The sequence below is a fragment of the Streptomyces sp. A2-16 genome, from assembly GCF_018128905.1.
Classification (GTDB): domain Bacteria; phylum Actinomycetota; class Actinomycetes; order Streptomycetales; family Streptomycetaceae; genus Streptomyces.
Genome location: NZ_CP063808.1, coordinates 7238462 through 7253712, shown reverse-complemented (window position 1 = coordinate 7253712; position 15251 = coordinate 7238462). Strand labels below are relative to the sequence as shown.

12 protein-coding genes are annotated in these 15251 nt (G+C 70.4%); 6 read left to right on the top strand and 6 right to left on the bottom strand.

What is annotated here, in order from left to right:
* Positions 1–8: 8 nt before the first annotated feature.
* Entirely contained in the window at positions 9–1832 is a 1824-nt protein-coding gene (locus IOD14_RS32615; RefSeq protein WP_212672227.1) for an endonuclease/exonuclease/phosphatase family protein, read from the bottom strand.
* Between the two features lie 277 nt (positions 1833–2109).
* On the opposite strand from IOD14_RS32615, the gene IOD14_RS32610 reads away from it, so the two are divergent.
* The 6 genes from IOD14_RS32610 (at position 2110) to IOD14_RS32585 (ending at position 9686) form a co-directional block, all read left to right on the top strand.
* The gene (locus IOD14_RS32610; RefSeq protein ID WP_123988395.1) at positions 2110–3534 is read left to right on the top strand and encodes a hypothetical protein; all 1425 of its coding nucleotides are present in this window, start codon (positions 2110–2112) and stop codon (positions 3532–3534) included.
* Positions 3535–3739: 205 nt separating this feature from the next.
* On the top strand, positions 3740–5203 hold the full coding sequence (locus tag IOD14_RS32605; RefSeq protein WP_212672226.1) for an alkaline phosphatase PhoX: 1464 nt from the start codon (positions 3740–3742) through the stop codon (positions 5201–5203).
* Positions 5204–5657: 454 nt separating this feature from the next.
* Entirely contained in the window at positions 5658–7238 is a 1581-nt protein-coding gene (locus tag IOD14_RS32600; RefSeq protein WP_212672225.1) for a TROVE domain-containing protein, read from the top strand.
* 84 nt (positions 7239–7322) lie between these two features.
* Positions 7323–7970 carry a GntR family transcriptional regulator gene (locus IOD14_RS32595; RefSeq protein ID WP_123988392.1) on the top strand — a complete coding sequence of 216 codons (648 nt, stop codon included), beginning with the start codon at positions 7323–7325 and terminating at the stop codon, positions 7968–7970.
* 38 nt (positions 7971–8008) lie between these two features.
* Entirely contained in the window at positions 8009–9025 is a 1017-nt protein-coding gene (locus tag IOD14_RS32590) for a 1-aminocyclopropane-1-carboxylate deaminase (RefSeq protein ID WP_123988391.1), read from the top strand.
* A gap of 94 nt (positions 9026–9119) precedes the next feature.
* Complete coding sequence (locus tag IOD14_RS32585; RefSeq protein WP_123988390.1) at positions 9120–9686, top strand: TetR/AcrR family transcriptional regulator; 567 nt, start codon at positions 9120–9122, stop codon at positions 9684–9686.
* 123 nt (positions 9687–9809) lie between these two features.
* Here the strand turns inward: IOD14_RS32585 and IOD14_RS32580 are convergent, their stop codons facing one another.
* From IOD14_RS32580 to IOD14_RS32560, 5 genes are read right to left on the bottom strand one after another with little or no spacing between them, the layout of a single operon-like run.
* Positions 9810–11048, bottom strand: coding sequence for a TerD family protein (locus IOD14_RS32580; protein WP_174269293.1), 1239 nt, complete (start codon positions 11046–11048; stop codon positions 9810–9812).
* Positions 11049–11107: 59 nt separating this feature from the next.
* Positions 11108–12097, bottom strand: a complete 990-nt coding sequence (locus IOD14_RS32575; RefSeq protein ID WP_123988388.1) for a zinc-dependent alcohol dehydrogenase family protein — start codon at positions 12095–12097, stop codon at positions 11108–11110.
* Positions 12094–12936 carry a carbohydrate ABC transporter permease gene (locus IOD14_RS32570; RefSeq protein ID WP_212672224.1) on the bottom strand — a complete coding sequence of 281 codons (843 nt, stop codon included), beginning with the start codon at positions 12934–12936 and terminating at the stop codon, positions 12094–12096. The genes IOD14_RS32575 and IOD14_RS32570 overlap by 4 nt, the downstream gene beginning before the upstream one ends.
* Entirely contained in the window at positions 12933–13871 is a 939-nt protein-coding gene (locus tag IOD14_RS32565) for a sugar ABC transporter permease (RefSeq protein ID WP_123988386.1), read from the bottom strand. Before IOD14_RS32565 ends, IOD14_RS32570 begins: the two co-directional genes overlap by 4 nt.
* A complete protein-coding gene (locus IOD14_RS32560; protein ID WP_212672223.1) occupies positions 13868–15241 on the bottom strand; it encodes a sugar ABC transporter substrate-binding protein in 1374 nt (457 codons plus the stop codon). The genes IOD14_RS32565 and IOD14_RS32560 overlap by 4 nt, the downstream gene beginning before the upstream one ends.
* Between the last annotated feature and the right edge of the window lie 10 nt (positions 15242–15251).

Below are 15251 nucleotides of genomic sequence, written 5' to 3'. Positions count from 1 at the left end.
CCCACGGGTTACGGCTTGAAGCGCAGCACCTGCGGGTCGTGGTCGCTGATCTGGTCGTTGAACTCCGAGTTGATGTGCACGCTGTCGTACTCGAAGTCGCAGCCGCGCCGGATCGACGGGCTGACCAGGATCTGGTCCAGGACCTGCTGGTTGCCCTGGTAGTCGTAGGTGTAACGCTCGCTCTTCGGCAGCGACTTGATCGCCGACCAGAGCTCTCCGTCACCCTCCAGGATCTTCGCGGTGCCGGAGAACTCGAAGTCGTTGATGTCGCCGAGGGCGATGACGTCCGCGTTCTTCTGGACGTCGAGGATGCTCTTGACGAAGGCGTTGACCAGGGTCGCCTGCGCGTGGCGCTGGATCTCCGAGCTGCGCGGCACCGGCTGGGTCGCCGAGGTCAGACCGTAGTCGCCGCCCTTGGAGTTGAGGTGGTTGGCGATCACGAAGACCGTGCGGCCGCGGAAGACGAACTCGCCGGCCAGCGGCTTGCGGCTGGACTTCCAGGCGTCGTTCGCCGGGTCGATCCGGCCCGGGGAGGCCGTCAGCTGCGCCTTGCCGTGCACCTTGGTGACGCCGACGGCGGTCGTGGAGTCGCCGCCCGCGCGGTCCACGAAGGAGACCCGCTCCGGGTTGAACAGGAACACCTGGCGGATGTTGCCGCCCGGCTCGCCGCCGTCCTGGTCGTTGACCGGGTCGATGGAGCGCCAGTCGTACTTCGGGCCGCCTGCCGTGACGATCGCGTCGATCAGCTTGTTCACCGTCACGTCGGCCGCGACCGTGCCGTCGTCCTTCGCGCCGTTGTTGTCCTGGATCTCCTCCAGGGACACGATGTCGGGCGACTTCAGGTTGTTCACGATCGCGGAGGCGTGCTCCTCGAAGGTGGCGTCCGACGGGTCGAGGTTCTCGACGTTGTACGTCGCGACCGCCAGCTCGCCCTTCTTCTGCTTCTGGGTCGTCTCCCGCTGCAGGCCGGCGCTCTTCAGCGTACCGATCTCGTTGGCGACCAGGGTGTAGCCACCGAACTGGTTGTAGTCCAGCGGGCCCGCGGTGGCACCGGTCAGCACGTCACCGACGTTCGCGACGGGGAAGGCGGAGGTCGCGCCCAGCGACTGGATCTGCAGCCGGCCGGTGTTCTGCGAGTCGTAGGAGCCGTAGAGGGTGCCGCCGCGCGGGGTGGCGTTCTCGCGCGGCTTCACCGTCACCCACAGCTCGGTGTACGGGTCCGTCGCGCCGACCACGCGGGTGTCGGCGACCTTGACGTTCATGCCCTCCAGGGACTCGTAGAAGTCCAGGGCGTACTTCTTCGGCTGCAGCGTCAGGCCGTTGATCGAGTTGTTCGCGGCCGCGTCACCGGCGGGGGCGTAGGCGGCGGGCACCGATTTCGCGTCGATCACCGTGGCCGCCGGGACGGCGTTGCCGCTGGAGACGACCGTGACGGTCGGCTTGGTGATCTCGGTCAGCGACTGGTTCCCGGTCGACGCGCCGCCCGGGACGTACTCCGAGACCGTGCCGGTGACCGTGACGGCGTCTCCGACGGCGACCTTCGGGGCGGAGCTGGTGAAGACGAACACGCCCTCGCTGGTGGCCGGGTCCGCATCGGGGTTCGGATCCTGGATCCAGAACCCCTTGGAGGAGCCGTAGGTGCGGACGCCGGTGACGATTCCGGCCACATCCGTGACCTTCTGACCTGCGTACGGGGATATCCGGGTCGCGCCCTGGATGTCATGGATGCTCACGGCGGCCGCGTGCGCGGGCGAGACGAGGACGACGGTGGAGGCCGCCGACAGGGCGGCGACGGTGAGCGCGGCGAGACGCGCGGACTTCTTGCTCGGCAACGGGATCCCTCCGGGGACGAACGTAGGCGGCCGGGACGAGGGTGAACGTGGAACGGTGGGAGCCGCGACCTGTGGGGCGGAGGCGACGCGCGTAGAAAATACAGTGAACACATGTCCGCCAGATTTCTACGCGCGTCAATCTCCTGCCTGGTCAGGCCAGTTGTCAAGGTTTCAGCCATGTACGGACCCTGTCGGGGAGATGAACCGGGCGGCATGGGTGGATATCCGTCTACGCTGAGCGGCTGAGTGGCACGACGCGTCCTAGGAGAACCAGCCGATGTCAGACAGCTCCCCCCTGCCGCCGGTGCGGCTGCACCCCGAAGCGGAGCTGGCGCGGGACGCCCTGTCCACGCCGCTGCTCGCCCGGGCCGCCCGGCTCGCCCGCTGGGCCGGCGAGGACACCCGGGTCGACGCCGGGGGCGGGCTCGTCGAGGAGCAGCTGCCCGCCGCGGCCTCCCATCTCGGACTGACCGGGGACGAGGCGGCGGCCCACGCGAGCGAGGCCTGGCGGGTCGCCGTCGACACCGGGCTCGTCGAGATCGTCGACGAGGAGGAGGGCACCGTCGCCACCGGAGCGGACCTGGCCCTGCTGTCCGGGGCCCCGCAGGATGTGCTCGGTGTGTGGCTGACGGCCCTGGAGACGGCGCTGGCCGACGCGAGCGTGCCGGACCTGGACGACCTGGTCGACGCCATGGACGAGAGCGGCGAGGTCGACTTCGCCTCCCTGGACTGGGACCCGGAGGCCGAGCAGGAATTCCTCGACGGTGTGCTCGGCAACCTCTACCTGCTCACCGTCAGCGAGGACGGCCCCGGTGACGGACCCGTGCCGCTGCCCGCCCTCGCGGCGTCGATGATCGTGCCGAGCGACATGGGCGAGCCGACCAACGACGTCCTGGAGCAGGTGTCCGACGCGATGATGCGGCTGGACGACCAGTTCCGGATCCTGGAGCCGGTGGGGATCGTCGAGTACCAGCCCGTCGACGAGGCGCTGATGGCCGACGCCGACGAGGAGCCCGCCGCGGTCGTCGACGACACCGACGTCTCCCGGTACGGCATGGTCCGGCTGACCCCCCTCGGGCTGTACGGGCTGCGGTCGCGGCTGCTGGAGGCGGGCATCCCGGCACCGGCCGTCGGCGACCTCGCCGACAAGGGAGCGGACGCCCTGCTGGACGGGACCGCGGCCTTCCCGCCCTCCGCCGCCCAGGCCGAGACCGAGCAGTGGCTGGACCTGCGTGAACCTCTCGCGGCGGCACGGGAGTTGCTGGCGGCGGCCCGCGGGAGCGACGCGGGGGCACCCCTGCGCCGACTGCGCTGCCAGCAGGCACTCTCGCTGGTCGGGGTCGTCGCGGAACCGGCGCTGCGGGAGGTTCTCGACGACCCGGAGCTGGGCGGGCTCGCCCGGGTCTGGCTGGTCGAGCGGGGGTTCGGGGACGTGCCCGCGCCCGCCGAGGACATGGTCTTCTGGCTGACGATCGACACGGTGGCCGCACAGCTGGCCGCGGAGGGGAACTCCGAGGAGCTCCAGGGGCTGGTCGAGGGGCTGGCCCAGCAGCACAGCGGGTTCTTCGCGGCGGCCTGGCGGGTGGACCATCCGGCCACGGCGGACGTGCTGGAGGCGATGGGCCGGCTGCATCCCGACAAGAAGGTGGCCAAGGAGGCTCGGAAGGCCGCGTTCAAGGCGCGGTCGCAGCAGGGGGGTTGAGGTTGTGTCGCGGGTGCGGGTGAGTGGGGGCTGGTCGCGCAGTTCCCCGCGCCCCTGGGTGGGTTTCCGCGTCCTTTGTTGATTCATGGAAGCTGCTCCACTGAATCTCCCCGGTGTTCAACCGGTGTTCAGGCATGGGCGAGACGGTTGCGCCGATTCGAGGTCCGCCACCCTCCACGGCTCACCGACCGTCTCAGGAGACACCATGTCGCTCACCCGCAGGGACTTCGCCGGCAGAACCGCGCTCACCGGGGCCGGTGTCGCGCTGGCGGGCACCGTCGGCGCCCTCGCCACCGCGCCCAACGCGCTCGCCGCAACCGATGTCGAGACCGAGGACGTCGAGACCGAGGGCGTGGAGGCCGCCGGCGCCCACCGCGGTGTCGGCTACGGGCCGCTGATCGCCGACCCTGAGGGCCTGCTCGCGCTGCCCGCCGGATTCACGTACAAGGTCATCACGTACAGCGGCAGGACCAAACTGGAGTCCGGCGAGTTCACCCCGTCCAACCACGACGGCACCTCCACCTTCGACGGCCCGCGCGGCACCACCCTCCTCGTCAACAACCACGAGCTGGCAGGGCCCCGCGCCAACTGGCCCCACCCGGTGCCGCTCACCGAGGGCCTCGTCTACGACCCGGCCGCGGCCGGCGGCTGCACGGTCGTCGAGGTCCGCCCGGGCGGCAAGGTCGCCGAGTGGGTCGGCATCGCCGGCACCGCCACCAACTGCGCGGGCGGCAACACCCCTTGGGGCACCTGGCTCACCTGCGAGGAGACCGAGGACAAGGCCGGCACCAACGGCTTCACCAAGGACCACGGCTACGTCTTCGAGGTCGACCCCAGCGACCGCCGCGCCAACAAGAACCCCAAGCCCATCAAGGCGCTGGGCCGTTACGCCCACGAGGCCGTCGTCGTCGACCCCAGGCGCGGCCACCTCTACCTCACCGAGGACGCCTCCAACCCCAACGGCCTGCTGTACCGCTGGACCCCGCCCGAGGGCTTCTGCCACGGCCACGGCAAGCTGCGCACCCTCGCCGAGAACGCGGGCACCCTCCAGGCCTTCAAGTGCTTCGACTCCGGCGGCAAGTTCGTCGACGACCTCTCCCGCGCGACCAGGATCGGCACCGTCTACGGCGTCGACTGGGTGGACGTCCCCGACCGTGACGCGCGGACGACCTCCGTCCGCAAGCAGTTCACCACCGGCCAGGTCACCCGCGCCCGCAAGCTCGAAGGCATGTGGTGGGGCGACGGCGGCACCTACATCGTCTCCTCCTACGCCCGCACCGAGAGCCCCGTCCAGCACGACGGCGCGGTCTGGTTCTACGACCCCAAGCGCCGCACCCTCACGCTGAAGGTCCTCCTCGGCGTGAACCCCGACCCCTCCAAGGACGGCGCCTTCGACGGCCCCGACAACATCACCGTCTCCCCGTACGGCGGCCTCGTCATCGCCGAGGACGGCGAGGGCGTCCAGCACCTGTTCGGCGCCACCGAGAGCGGCCGCACCTACCCCATCGCCCGCAACGAGCTGAACATCGGCACCGAAGAGGAGCCCGAGTACAGCGAGTTCACCGGCGTCACCTTCTCCCCCGACGGAAAGACGCTGTACGCCAACATCCAGACTCCGGGGATCATGCTGGCGATCACGGGGCCGTGGAAGCGCCAGAAGCGCGGCTGAATTTAATTCGTTCGCCCGTCCCGCGGCACGCCTCCTAGAGTGATGAACGTCCAGGTGCGAAGGCAGGACCTACTTCCACTCATAATGGGGCGGCCGCGGGTTCGAGTCCCGCCACCGGTACAACTCGCCGGTGTAGCTCAGGGGTTAGAGCACCTAATGTCGGTTCCGCCGACCTGAACTCTGGACACCACAACTTCATGCACCTCCCGGTGCGAGAAATCCTGATCTCGGGAGGCGCGGCTCATGGTGGGTGCCCGGTGCGCAGGCAGCGGATACTTCGGGAACTGATGAGGGAAAACCCTCTTGCGGGTTCGAATCCCGTCATCGACTCAAGGTCGGTGTGGCGGAACGGAAGACGCGCCAGTTATAAGCAACCGCAGTCGACTTCGACCTCGGGCACCCTCCTTTTGCCGCGCCTCCCTCCGAAACAGTCAAGAATTCGGGGGAATTCACCATGGCGCGATTCAACAAGAAGGCCGCACGGGCCCGCCCCGTTTCGCGGGTGACCTCGACGGGGCGCGTTCTGCGGACCTACGAGGGCGGCCGCGGCCGTGAGCGGGACGCCCGTTCCGAGCTCTTCCTGCTCGCGGTCTCCAACTTCGTCTCCCAGCAGACCTTCTACGAGTCCGGCGCGGACCGTGACGACCGCTTCGCCGCGCTGGTGCGGCAGCTCGCCGTCACCGACCCGGCCTGGACCGCCGGCCTGCTGGGCTGGCTGCGCGGCGAGGGCAACCTCCGTACGGCTTCGCTCGTGGGCGCCGCCGAGTACGTGAAGGCGCGTCTCGACGCGGGCGTCACCGACGGCCCCGCCAACCGGCAGGTCGTGGCCTCCGTGCTCCAGCGGCCCGACGAGCCCGGCGAGTTCCTCGGGTACTGGACGGCGCGGTACGGCCGCAACGTCCCGCAGCCCGTCAAGCGCGGGATCGCCGACGCCGTACGGCGGCTCTACAGCGGCAAGTCGCTGCTGAAGTACGACACCGCGTCCAAGGGCTACCGCTTCGGCGACATCCTCAACCTCGTGCACGCGGCCCCCGACCCGGACAAGCCGTGGCAGGGCGAGCTGTTCCAGTACGCCCTCGACCGGCGGCACCACCCGGACACGGCCGTGCCGCCCGTGTCGAACCGGCTGCTCACCGCGCACCGCGAGCTCATGGCGCTGCCGGTCGAGCGGCGCCGTGCCGTGGTGACCTCCCGGGGCGGCGCCGAGCGGCTGGCCGCGGCGGGCATGACGTGGGAGGCGCTGGCGGGCTGGCTGCAGGGCCCGATGGACAGGGTGGCCTGGGAGGCGGTCATTCCGTCGATGGGCGCGATGGCACTGGTTCGCAACCTGCGCAATTTCGACGAGGCCGGTGTCTCGGACGAGGTCGCGGAGCAGGTGGCGGCCCGGATCAGCGACCCGGCGGAGGTGGCACGGTCGCGGCAGTTCCCCTTCCGGTACCTCGCCGCGTACCAGCACGCGCCCTCGCTGCGCTGGTCGTACCCGCTGGAGCAGGCGCTCGGCCACTCGCTGGCCAACGTGCCCGCACTGCCCGGCCGGACCCTGGTGCTCGTGGACCGCTCGGGCTCGATGTGGGCGCGGCTGTCCGACCGCTCGCAGCTCAACCGGGCCGACGCGGCGGCGATCTTCGGAACGGCGCTCGCGCTGCGGGCGGCGGACGCGGATCTCGTCGAGTTCGGCACCACGAACCGGCGTCTGAAGATCGGCAGGGGCGAGTCGGTGCTGAAGATCCTCGGCCGTTTCGGCGACCTGGGCGGCACCGACACCACCTCGGCGATCCGCGCGCACTACCGGGGCCAGGACCGGGTGCTGATCGTCACCGACGAGCAGTACACCCACCACCGCCACGGCGACCCGACCGAGCAGGTCCCGGCCGACGTGCCGGTCTACACCTGGAACCTCGCCGGCTACCGGGTGGGCCACGGCCCCTCCGGCACCGGCAACCGCCACACCTTCGGAGGCCTCTCGGACACGGCCTTCCGGATGGTTCCGCTGCTCGAGGCGGCCCGGGACGCCGACTGGCCCTGGGCTGCCTGAGCCGAGAGCGTGTGACCCGCACTTCACGGGGGTGCGGGTCACACCCTTGCCCGCCCATCCGACTGACATCTAACATTTCAGTTCATGGAAGCCATCCGGCCGCTCGGCCGCACCCTGTTGCGGGACCGGGCCTACACGTCCATCAGGGACGCCATCGTGGCCGGGGAGATCGAGCCCGGGGCGGTGGTGCGGGACGCCGAGCTCGCCGAGCGGCTCGGGCTGTCGCGGGCGCCCGTGCGAGAGGCCTTCGCGCGGCTCGTCGACGAAGGGCTGCTGGAGAGCAAGCCGCAGAGCTACACCCGGGTGACGCAGGTCGTCGCCGCCGACGTGCGGGACGCGGCCGCCGTGGTCGGGGCCATGCACGAACTGGTCACACGGGTCGCCGTGCCCCGTCTGTTCGCCGCCGACATCGAGACCATGCGCGCGGCCAACGAACGGTTCGCGGCCGCCGTCACCGCCGGAGACGTGGACGAGGCCCTGCGCGCCGACGACGAACTCCACGACGTCCTCGTCCGGGTCAGCGGCAACCGCGCGGCCGCGGCCACCACCGCCCGCTACACCCCCCTCATCCGCCGGCTGGAGCGCCGGCGCTTCGGCGAGGGCGGCAACTGCCGTTCGGCCGGTCTGCACGACCGGCTGATCGCGGCCTGCGCGGCCGGTGACGTGGACGAGGCGGTCCGGGTCACGGCCAAGATCTGGCGAGGACTGGCCGAACTCGCCGACAGCGACTGAGTCCACGGCGCCCACAGCGATCCACCCGGGAGGTCCCCATGTCCCTTTCGTCCTACGACCGTTACCCCCTCCTCTTCGGTCCGTCCCCCGTCCACCGCCTGGAGCGCCTGACCGCGCACCTCGGCGGTGCCGCCCTGTGGGCCAAGCGCGAGGACTGCAACTCCGGGATCGCGTACGGCGGCAACAAGACCCGCAAGCTGGAGTACCTGGTCGCCGACGCGCTCGCGAAGGGCTGCGACACTCTCGTCTCGATCGGCGGCGTCCAGTCCAACCACACTCGCCAGGTCGCGGCCTGCGCGGCCCGGGCCGGTCTCAAGTGCGTCCTGGTGCAGGAGAGCTGGGTGGACTGGCCGGACGCCGTCTACGACAAGGTCGGCAACATCCTGATCAGCCGGCTCGCCGGGGCCGACGTACGGCTGGTGAAGGCCGGGTTCGGGATCGGCTTCAAGGAGAGCTGGGAGCAGGCGCTCAGGGACGTCGAGGAGGGAGGCGGCACGCCGTACGCCATCCCCGCCGGCGCCTCCGACCATCCGCTCGGCGGGCTCGGCTTCGCCGCGTGGGCGTACGAAGTGGCCGACCAGGAGCGCGAGTTGGGCGTCTTCTTCGACACGGTCGTGGTCTGCTCGGTGACCGGCTCCACCCAGGCGGGCATGGTCGCCGGGTTCCGGGCGCTGGAGGAGGCGGGCGGCCGACCCCGGCGTGTCCTCGGCATCGACGCCTCCGCCAAGCCCGTCGCGACCCGGGAGCAGATCGCGCGGATCGCCCGCGACACCGGTCGACTCATCGGTGTGCAGAAGGAGTTGACCGTGGAGGACGTGGAGCTGGACGAGCGGTACCACGCGGGCGTGTACGGCATCCCCGACGAGACCACGCTGGAGGCCATGCGTCTCGCCGCGCGCACCGAGGGGATGGTCACCGACCCCGTCTACGAGGGCAAGTCCATGGCCGGGATGATCGACCTCGTCGGGCGCGGGGAGATCGGCGCCGACTCCACGGTCCTCTACGCCCACCTCGGCGGGCAGCCTGCGCTCAACGGGTACAGCGCGCTGTTCTAGCCCGCGTGCCGTTCCCCGAGGCTGGACGGGGACTGTCTCCGTTCGGTGTTCGATAGCATGCGGCCAGAGTCTCCGGCTTGCGAGGAGTGTCTGGATGACGCAGGTCAGGCCCATGCGCGCGGACGCTCGGCGCAACTACGAGCGGCTGCTGAAGGTGGCCGCCGAGGCGTTCGCCGAGCACGGCGAGGGCGCGTCGCTTGACGACATCGCCAAGCGGGCGGGCGTGGGTTCCGGGACGCTCTACCGGCACTTTCCGACGCGGCAGGCCCTGCTGGAGGCGGCGTACGTGGACCGCGTCGAGGGGTTCGCACGGCGGGCCGACGAGCTCGCGCGGGAGCTGTCGCCGGGGCAGGCGCTGGCGGAGTGGCTGTACGAGCTGTGCGTCGGGACGATTCAGGTGCGGGGGCTGAAGACGCTGCTGGGCTCCGCGATGGCGGACGGCAGCGAGGCGGCGGTCACCGTGTGCGGGACGCATGTGCGGGGGGCGGCGGAGCGGCTGGTGTCGGCGGCGCGGGAGGAAGGGGCGCTGCGGGGGGACGTCGAGCCGATGGAGTTGCTCCGGCTGGCCCATGGGGTGGCGGGGGCGGCGGAGTTGGACGGCGGGGGTGGGGAGTCGATCCGGCGGTACTTGGCCCTGTTGACGGAGGGGTTGCGCGCCTAGGGAGGTGCCTGGGCATGTCGTCCTGCGGTGCGGAGACCTCGTGGCCGGTCGCGCGGTTCCCCGCGCCCCTGGGTGGGTGCAGTCTCATGGACTCCTGACTGCACCCACTTACCCGCAGCTACGTCACAGCGCCTGCGCCGCCGGCTTCACCATCCCCCTGACCGTGCGGGACTTCACGAAGTCGCCGATGGCCGTCATCTCCCACTCGCCGGAGAACTGCTTGATCAGCTTGGCCATCATCACGCCCGTCTGCGCCTCCGCGTTCGTGAGGTCGAAGCGGACCAGTTCCTCTCCGCTCGCGGCGTCGATGAGCCGGCAGTACGCCTTGGCGACCTCGGTGAACTTCTGGCCGGAGAAGGAGTTGACCGTGAAGACGAGACCGGTGACCTCCTGGGGGAGCCGGCCGAGGTCCACGACGATCACCTCGTCGTCACCGCCGCCCTCACCCGTGAGGTTGTCCCCGGAGTGCTTGATCGCGCCGCCGACGATGGACAGCTTGCCGAAGTAGCAGCTGTCGATGTGGTTGCGCTGCGGACCGTAGGCGATGACCGACGCGTCGAGGTCGATGTCCTTGCCGCGGTACGCCGGCTCCCAGCCCAGACCCATCTTGACCTGGGAGAGAAGGGGGCGGCCGCCCTTGACCAGGGACACGGTCTGGTTCTTCTGGAGGCTGACCCGGCCCTTGTCGAGGTTGATCTTCCCGGCGCCCGGAGCGGGAGCGGGCGGGGCCGGGGGCGCGGCGGGTGCCGGCGGCGGGGCGAGCCGCGGGTCCATGGCCGGGGGCGGCGGGGTCATCGGGGTCTGCACGGTCGGCGCGGGCGGCGGGGCCACCGGCTGCGGCGGGGCGGCCGCGGCGGGCGCCGGTGCGGGTTCGTCCACGGAGACGCCGAAGTCCGTCGCGATGCCCGCCAGTCCGTTGGCGTACCCCTGTCCCACGGCCCGGGCCTTCCAGGCGCCGTTGCGCAGGTAGATCTCCACGACCACCAGCGCGGTCTCGGTGCCGAGCTGCGGCGGGGTGAACGTGGCGATGGCGTTGTTGTCGTCGGCGCTCCTGATGGTCGCCGTCGGTTCGATGCCCTGGAAGGTCTGGCCCGCCGCGTCCGGGCTGGCGGTGATGACGATCTTCTCGATGCCCGGGGGCAGGGCGGCGGTGTCGACGCTGATCGCGTCCGGCGCCGAGCCGCCGCCCGACCGGTAGGTGACCCCCGGCCCCGTGGGCTGGTTGTAGAAGATGAAGTCGTCGTCGGAGCGCACCTTGCCATCGGCGGTGAGCAGCAGGCCCGATACGTCGAGCCGCACCGGTGCGGAGACGTCCACCGTCACGCGGGCGACGGGGAGAGGGATGTTCGAGCCGGGGGTCATAGCTGTCATGCCCGGTGAACGAGCGACGCCGCTTTACCGTTCCCTTAATCTTCGCGCGGTCACGGCACCACCACGATCTTCCGGCCCACCCCCGCCGCGAACTGCTCCAGCGCCTCGGGGTAGCGGTCCAGGGGCAGCCGGTCGCTGATGAAGATCTCCGGGTCCAGCACCCCGTTCGCGAACAGCTCCGCCGCCCGTTCGAAGCTGTGCAGGACCGCCATGGAGCCGGTGATGGTGATCTCCTGGTTGTAGACGCGGTAGGGGTCGATCGTCACCCGCGTGGCGTAGTCGGCCACCCCGAACTGGAGGAAGGTGCCCGCCTTGGCCACCCGGTCCAGGCCGTCCTGGATCGCCGCCGCGTTGCCCGTCGCGTCGATGACCAGGTCCCAGCCCTGCGGGCGGTCCAGCTCGTCCGGGTTCGCGGCGGACGCCGTGACGCCGAGGCGGCGGGCCGTCTCCAGCCGGGTGGGGTTCACGTCGACCATGTCCACGCTCGCCGCGCCGGTCCGCTTCGCCAGTTCCAGCATCATCAGGCCCATCGTTCCCGAGCCGTAGATCAGGACATGGGCGCCGAGGCGGGACCGGAGGACGTCGTACCCCCGGACCGCGCAGGACAGGGGCTCGACGAGGGCCGCGTCCTGGGTGCGGACGTGCTCGGGCAGCCGTACGCAGTTGGCGACCGGCGCGAGGGCGAACTGCGCCGCGCCGCCCGCCGTCGTCACGCCGATCGCGGCCCAGCGTTCGCAGAGGTTGTTGTGGCCCGTACGGCAGTACCGGCACTCGTGGCAGTACAGGGACGGGTCCACGGCCACCCGGTCGCCGATCGCGAGTTCGGTGACCTGGGTGCCGACCCCGACCACCGCTCCCGCGAACTCGTGGCCCGGCACGATCGGCAGCTTGGGGGCGAACTCGCCCTGGAGGATGTGCAGGTCGGTGCCGCACAGGCCGCACGCGGCGACCTCGACGACGACCTCCCGCGGGCCCGGCGTCGGGTCCGGGACCTCGGCGACGACGGCACGGCCCACGGACTCGATGACGGCGGCCTTCATTTCACGGCTCCCAGCGACAGGCCCTGGACCAGTTTGTCCTGGGCGGCGAACCCCGCGGCGAGCACCGGCAGGGAGATGACGAGCGACGCGGCGCACACCTTGGCCAGGAACAGGCCCTGGCTGGTGATGAAGCCGGTCAGGAAGACGGGGGCGGTCTCGGCCACCACACCCGTCAGGACACGGGCGAACAGCAGCTCGTTCCAGCTGAAGATGAAGCAGATCAGGGCGGTTGCCGCGATGCCCGGCAGGGCGATCGGGGCCACCACGCGCGCGAGGATCGTCGGGAGCCGGGCGCCGTCCACGCGCGCGGCCTCGATCACCGCCACCGGGACCTCGGCGAGGAAGGACTGCATCATCCAGACGGCGATCGGCAGGTTCATCGACGTGTAGAGGATGACCAGCAGCCAGATGTTGTCGAGCATGTCCGTGTTCTTCGCGAACAGGTAGATGGGGAGCAGGCCCGCCACCACCGGGAGCATCTTCGTCGACAGGAAGAAGAACAGGACGTCCGTCCACTTCCTGACCCGGCGGATGGAGAGCGCGTAGGCGGCGGGGAGCGCCAGGAGCAGGACGAACAGGGTCGAGGCCAGGGAGGCGACCGTCGAGTTGATCAGGGCGGGCCAGGGGCTCGCGCCGCCGCCCGTGCCGAAGAACTCGCGGTAGCCGTCCAGGGTGAGGGCGGTGCCGAAGGAGGGCGGGTTGGTGGCCGCGTCCGTCTCCGAGTGGAAGGACGTCAGGGCCATCCACGCGATGGGGAGGAAGAACACGATCCCCAGCAGCCAGGCCACCAGGCCCAGGCCGGCTCCCTTGCGTTTCACGGCGATGGTGTTGCTGCTCATGCCCGGCTCGCCTCCTCGCGGAACAGGGACGACACCACGCGCAGGGCGAAGGTCGCGATGATGATCGAGCCGATGACGACCAGGACGCCTGCGGCCGACGCGAGGCCGTTCTCGTGGGCCTGGTAGAAGCTCTGGTAGACGGTGTACGGGAGGTTCGCGGTGCCGAGGCCCCCCGAGGTGATGGTGAAGACCGCGTCGAAGTTCTGGACGATGTAGATCGAGCCGAGCAGAGCGCCCAGCTCCAGGTAGCGGCGCAGATGCGGGAGCGTGAGATAGCGGAAGATCTGCCAGTCGCTCGCGCCGTCCACCCGCGCGGCCTCCATCTGCTGCTGGTCGCGGCTCTGCAGGCCGGCCAGCAGGATGAGCATCATGAACGGGGTCCACTGCCAGACCAGCGAGGCCTCGACCGCGAGCAGCGGGGTGTTTGAGATCCAGTCGGGCTGTGGGCCGCCCACATAGTGCAACAACCCATTGAGCAGGCCGTATTCGGGGTTGTAGAGCACGTGTTTCCAGAGGAGGGCCGCCGCCACCGGGACCACCAGGAAGGGGGCGATCAGCAGGGTGCGGACCACTCCGCGGCCCTTGAAGCGGCGGTCGAGGAGCAGGGCCAGGAGCAGTCCGAGGACCAGGCTGACCAGGACCACCGTCACCGTCAGCAGGATCGTCGTCCACACCGAGTGGCGCAGGTCCGCGTCGGTGAGGACCTCCTGGTAGTTGTCGACGCCGGTGAAGTGACGGGCCTTGGGATAGAGGGAGTTCCAGTCGAAGAACGAGATCACCACCGTGGCCACGAACGGGAGCTGGGTGACCACGATCATGAAGACCAGGGCGGGGAGCAGCGGGGCGCGGGTGGCCCAGGCGCGCAGTCGGTTCGAGGGCTGCGGCGCGGTGCGTACGGTCGGAGCGGCCAGTGGGGCCGTGGTGGTCGCGGTCATCGTCCCTCGTACTCCTCGGAGACCTTCTCGGCGAGCTGCTGGGACTTCCTCAGGGCCGACTCGACGGACTGGCGTCCGGCGATGGCCGCGCTGATCTCCTGGGAGACCCTGGTGCCGAGATCGGTGAACTCGGGGATGCCGACGAACTGGATGCCGGGCGCCGGGCGCGGCTGCACGCCCGGGTCGTTCGGCCGGGCCTGCTCGATGGCCTGCTTGGTCATCTCCTGGAAGGCGGCGGCCTCCTTGACGTAGGCGGGGTTGGTGTACGTCGAGGCGCGCTTGCCGGCCGGGACGTTGGACCAGCCGATCCGGTCGCCGACCAGTTGCTCGTACTGCTTGCCGGAGGCCCAGGAGACGAACTTCCAGGCCTTGTCGGGGTTGCGGGAGGCGTCCTGGATGCCCCAGGCCCAGGTGTAGAGCCAGCCGGAGGACTTCGTCTCCTCGACGGGGGCGGGCGCGTAGCCCACCTTGCCCTTGACCGGGGAGCCCTTCGCCTCCAGGGAACCGGCCGCGGAGGTGGCGTCGTACCACATGGCGACCTTGCCCTGGGTCATGTTGTTGAGGCACTCGGCGAAGCCCGACTGGGCGGCGCCGGACTCGCCGTGCTCGCGCACGAGGTCGACGTAGAACTTCGTCGCCTTCTCGAAGGCGGGGGAGTCGAGCCGGGCCTTCCAGCTCTTGTCGAACCAGGTGCCGCCGAAGGTGTTCACGACCGTGGTGAGCGGGGCCATGACCTCGCCCCAGCCGGGCAGGCCGCGCAGACAGATGCCCTTCATGCCGGACTGGGCCCCGTCCGCCTTCGCGGCCAGGTCGGCCACCTGCTGCCAGGTGGGCCGGGCCGGCATCGTCAGGCCCTTCTGCTCGAAGACGTCCTTGCGGTACATCAGGAAGGACGACTCGCCGTAGAAGGGCTGGCCGTAGAGCTTGCCGTCGTCGCCGGTGAGCGACTGGCGCATGGGGGCCAGGACGTCCTGCTCGTCGTAGGCCGGGTCCTTGGCCACGTACGAGTCCATCTCGTGCAGCCAGCCGTTGCGGGCGTAGATGGGGATCTCGTAGTTGGACAGGGTGGCCACGTCGTACTGTCCGGCCTGGTTCGCGAAGTCCTGGCTGATCTTGTCGCGGACGTCGTTCTCGGGCAGCACGGTGAAGTTGACCTTGATCCCGGTCTCCTTGGTGAAGTGGGCCTTGGTCAGCTTCTGCAGCTCGGTCATCTGGGGGTTGTTGACCATCAGGACGTTGATGGCGTCGCCGCCCGATCCCGCCCCGCCCGCTCCGACCCAGCAGCCGGAGAGCAACGGGGCGAGCAGCGTCCCTGCGGCGGCCATGGCGAGCGTGGCTCGCGGTGGCCGTCGTCGGCTCTGGGTTCGCATGGATCGCTCC

Coding starts and splice junctions, on each gene's coding strand:
- IOD14_RS32610 (WP_123988395.1), top strand. CDS start 2,110: ATGTCAGACAGCTCCCCCCTGCCGCCGGTGCGGCTGCACCCCGAAGCG.
- IOD14_RS32605 (WP_212672226.1), top strand. CDS start 3,740: ATGTCGCTCACCCGCAGGGACTTCGCCGGCAGAACCGCGCTCACCGGG.
- IOD14_RS32600 (WP_212672225.1), top strand. CDS start 5,658: ATGGCGCGATTCAACAAGAAGGCCGCACGGGCCCGCCCCGTTTCGCGG.
- IOD14_RS32595 (WP_123988392.1), top strand. CDS start 7,323: ATGGAAGCCATCCGGCCGCTCGGCCGCACCCTGTTGCGGGACCGGGCC.
- IOD14_RS32590 (WP_123988391.1), top strand. CDS start 8,009: ATGTCCCTTTCGTCCTACGACCGTTACCCCCTCCTCTTCGGTCCGTCC.
- IOD14_RS32585 (WP_123988390.1), top strand. CDS start 9,120: ATGACGCAGGTCAGGCCCATGCGCGCGGACGCTCGGCGCAACTACGAG.
- IOD14_RS32580 (WP_174269293.1), bottom strand. CDS start 11,048: ATGACCCCCGGCTCGAACATCCCTCTCCCCGTCGCCCGCGTGACGGTG.
- IOD14_RS32575 (WP_123988388.1), bottom strand. CDS start 12,097: ATGAAGGCCGCCGTCATCGAGTCCGTGGGCCGTGCCGTCGTCGCCGAG.
- IOD14_RS32570 (WP_212672224.1), bottom strand. CDS start 12,936: ATGAGCAGCAACACCATCGCCGTGAAACGCAAGGGAGCCGGCCTGGGC.
- IOD14_RS32565 (WP_123988386.1), bottom strand. CDS start 13,871: ATGACCGCGACCACCACGGCCCCACTGGCCGCTCCGACCGTACGCACC.
- IOD14_RS32560 (WP_212672223.1), bottom strand. CDS start 15,241: ATGCGAACCCAGAGCCGACGACGGCCACCGCGAGCCACGCTCGCCATG.